This is a genomic window from Synechococcales cyanobacterium T60_A2020_003 (genome assembly GCA_015272205.1).
In the GTDB taxonomy this organism is placed as follows: Bacteria; Cyanobacteriota; Cyanobacteriia; order RECH01; family RECH01; genus JACYMB01.
This window is the reverse complement of sequence record JACYMB010000347.1, coordinates 1-2,903: the sequence shown is the minus strand read 5'-3', so window position 1 is coordinate 2,903 and position 2,903 is coordinate 1. Positions and strand designations below refer to the sequence as shown.

6 protein-coding genes are annotated in these 2,903 nt (G+C 48.6%); all 6 read right to left on the bottom strand.

The genetic code is table 11. From position 1 onward, the window contains the following. Window positions 1-169 precede the first annotated feature (169 nt). The 6 genes from IGR76_17200 to IGR76_17175 all read right to left on the bottom strand — a co-directional run bounded on the left by IGR76_17200 (window position 170) and on the right by IGR76_17175 (window position 2,716). The gene (locus IGR76_17200; GenBank protein ID MBF2080198.1) at window positions 170-289 is read right to left on the bottom strand and encodes a photosystem II reaction center protein J; all 120 of its coding nucleotides are present in this window, start codon (window positions 287-289) and stop codon (window positions 170-172) included. Between the two features lie 193 nt (window positions 290-482). Beyond that, window positions 483-602, bottom strand: a complete 120-nt coding sequence (locus IGR76_17195; protein MBF2080197.1) for a photosystem II reaction center protein L — start codon at window positions 600-602, stop codon at window positions 483-485. A gap of 12 nt (window positions 603-614) precedes the next feature. Next, the gene (locus tag IGR76_17190) at window positions 615-749 is read right to left on the bottom strand and encodes a cytochrome b559 subunit beta (GenBank protein ID MBF2080196.1); all 135 of its coding nucleotides are present in this window, start codon (window positions 747-749) and stop codon (window positions 615-617) included. 26 nt (window positions 750-775) lie between these two features. Further along, complete coding sequence (psbE, locus tag IGR76_17185; protein ID MBF2080195.1) at window positions 776-1,021, bottom strand: cytochrome b559 subunit alpha; 246 nt, start codon at window positions 1,019-1,021, stop codon at window positions 776-778. Window positions 1,022-1,171: 150 nt separating this feature from the next. After that, window positions 1,172-2,185: a photosynthesis system II assembly factor Ycf48 gene (locus tag IGR76_17180; protein ID MBF2080194.1), complete on the bottom strand. Its 1,014-nt coding sequence runs from the start codon at window positions 2,183-2,185 to the stop codon at window positions 1,172-1,174. 132 nt (window positions 2,186-2,317) lie between these two features. Next, window positions 2,318-2,716 carry a rubredoxin gene (locus tag IGR76_17175; protein ID MBF2080193.1) on the bottom strand — a complete coding sequence of 133 codons (399 nt, stop codon included), beginning with the start codon at window positions 2,714-2,716 and terminating at the stop codon, window positions 2,318-2,320. Window positions 2,717-2,903 lie beyond the last annotated feature (187 nt).

Here is a 2,903-nt window from a genome sequence, read left to right as displayed (position 1 = left end):
CTGGGGAAGCCCGCGCTCTACCCGATAGGGTGAGCGTCGGGAGGATGTCACAATTCTGGGCTCAATAACATAACGAAACCCCCTTACTGTTCTAGGTAAACGGCAAGGGGAATTTTATTAAGGTGAAAACTATGGAGTTTCAGTTTGCGCGATGCGATCGCAGCGGTACCTAGATCGAGGAACCGATACCTGCATAGGCACCATAGAAGAATAGGCCGAGAATTCCCAATACGCCAAGTCCAGCGATGGTTGCAACAATCCACAGCGGAATTCTTCCAGAACTAGACATCTTAAACGCCCTCCTAAAATGGCTGTAACTACATTAAAAACTTTCGAATCACAACTGCTAAGTAGAGAGTCCTAACTAAACGTAGCTCTGGAACCTAGAAAGCTCGGTATACCGTTCTCAGGACATCGTTTAATTCAGGTTACCCGCTCAATAGCAATTGATGAGAAAAATGACCCCGAAAGGGGTCGATTCGCTAGTTGAAGAAATAGCTGGAAAACAAAATTCCAAGTACAAAAATGAGAAGCAAACCCAGATATAGAGATGTACGATTCAGCTCTACGGGTTGCTTATTCGGGTTGGGTGTACGCTCCATTGGAACTTTCTCCTATCGCTGGATGAACTGCATTGCGGCGATCGCACCCAGGAAGAAAATCGTGGGTACAGCCAAGGTATGAACCGCTAACCATCGAACGGTAAAAATGGGATAGGAAACGGGTTGATTAGGATTATTTCCAGTCATGATATCTGAAGGATTTTACAAAACTGCTACTTGAGTATTTGGTCTAGTTCTTGCTTTGCATCAAAGCGGGTATCTAGAATGGGAACCTCTTGACGCTCTTGGGTGAAGTACTCATTCGGACGAGGCGTGCCAAACGCGTCGTACGCGAGTCCAGTGCTCACAAATAACCATCCTGCAATAAACAAAGCGGGAATCGTAATGCTGTGAATCACCCAATAACGGATACTCGTAATAATGTCTGAAAACGGACGTTCTCCGGTACTACCTGCCATTTAAACTGCTCCCATAAACACAACTGAAGTCTCAAGTTCCATGATACGGAATTATGTAAAACTCGGTAAAGTATTCCATCAAAAATTAGAGACGGATACAACCTTCGTTTAGAGCGTCAGGAACTGCGCAAGCGTAGCCCAATGGGTTAACTATGCCGCGCTCGAATTCGGGTTATACCGAAGCATAACCCCATCTTGTCCGAGGACAAAGCCTTGATCCGGCGTTAGAAAGGTTACCTTATAAAAATTCGAAGGAACACTTTCAACGGTTCGATCTTTCTGCCAGGTTTTTCCACCATCAGGGCTATACAGTAGATTACCACTGCCCCCAGCAACCCACACATCTTCAGGGGTGCGATAGGCCAAGTCCAGTAAGCCCCAACTGGTTGAAAACTCTGGTGATTGCGCGTCAGACCAGTCTTCTAAATCCATAACCGAGTTTCCAAATTGGACAATTCCGCCCCGCGCTAATAGCCACAGACGACCATCCGAGGTGAAACCCATATTTTGAAGGCGGCGAGAGCTGTTGCGATTGTGGGGCTGCCATGCGTCTTGGCCGGGTTCCCAGGTGGAATAGAAGTTACCGCGAGCCGATACAGAAACGTAGTGCCCATCGGGCGATCGCGAAATATTCCGCAGAACGCCCACCGCCTCTTGCACCATCGCCTGCCAATTGCGGCCTCCATCCTTAGTTTGGTAGATCGCGCCTACATCGGTGGTTAATTCAGCCGCGTCTTTACCGAGCGCCACCACAGTGCGCGTTGTTCCTGGTAATTGCTCACTTAGAGGAACCTGTGACCAAGTTTTGCCGCCATCGGTGGTGTGCAGCATGATGGTCGGCTCACCCACGACCCATCCCTCGTTTCCAAAGAAGCTGATCGAGGAAAAATTGTAGATCTGGGTACCTAAGTCCAGCGTGCGGGGTTCCCAGGTTTTGCCCCCGTCTGTCGTTTCCATTAGGCTGGACTGCTTCCCAACCAGCCAGCCATGATTAGCATCGCTGGTGAAAGCGATATCCAACGGTGTAACCTCATTCGGTAGCGAAATCACTTCCCAGGGACTGGAAGCCACTGGGGGGAGATAGGCGTTCGCACAGCCCGTGCAAAACAGCACCACAACCGCAACCACAACAAACGCTTTCAGTGAATTAAGGATAGATTTCATCAGACTGAATGATTTCACAAACGTATAAACACTCACAAATAGCGGTACCGAATAGACATTCAAAGGCGCTAAAGACAATCATCGACTGCTGGAAATGCAACCTATGCCTAAAGCAGTCACCCCTATCCTGATCTACTTCAACCCGTACAGACTTAGGAAGAACAAAATTCCTAGCGCAAGACTGCCAAAAATGAGAATATTCTTTTGACCTGGCGTCAGGGAATTGACCCCAAAGCCATAGCGAAGATTTTCCTTAAATCCGGATGGATTCCCCAACGGGCCGACATTGCTAAAGGCACTGGCCTTTGCGCCACAAACCGGGCATCGCCACGTAATCGGCAGTTCGGTAAATGGAACGCCTGCTTCGATGCTGCGGCCATCCCCCCGTGTTGGTTCGTACACATAGCCACAAGCGCGGCACTCGTACCGATCCATCTGCTCAGGGGTTAAGACCTCAGGCTCCGTTGAAGCAATTGCCGCATCAACATTGGAGGACTCTACAGAATTTGGCTCAGGTGTATCAGTGCCCATGATTTAGAACTGCTCACGCTAAGATTAAAACTCTGTTAAAGATTATGACATAGAGCGATGACATTCACGGAGAAAACCTAATCGCTTCTGGGGATGTGTGAGTTGCTCTAGGGGAATGGGCGATCGCCTTAAATGAGAAGACAGGCCAGAATCAGTACTGAATTAGAGGCACCGATACAATAATGGG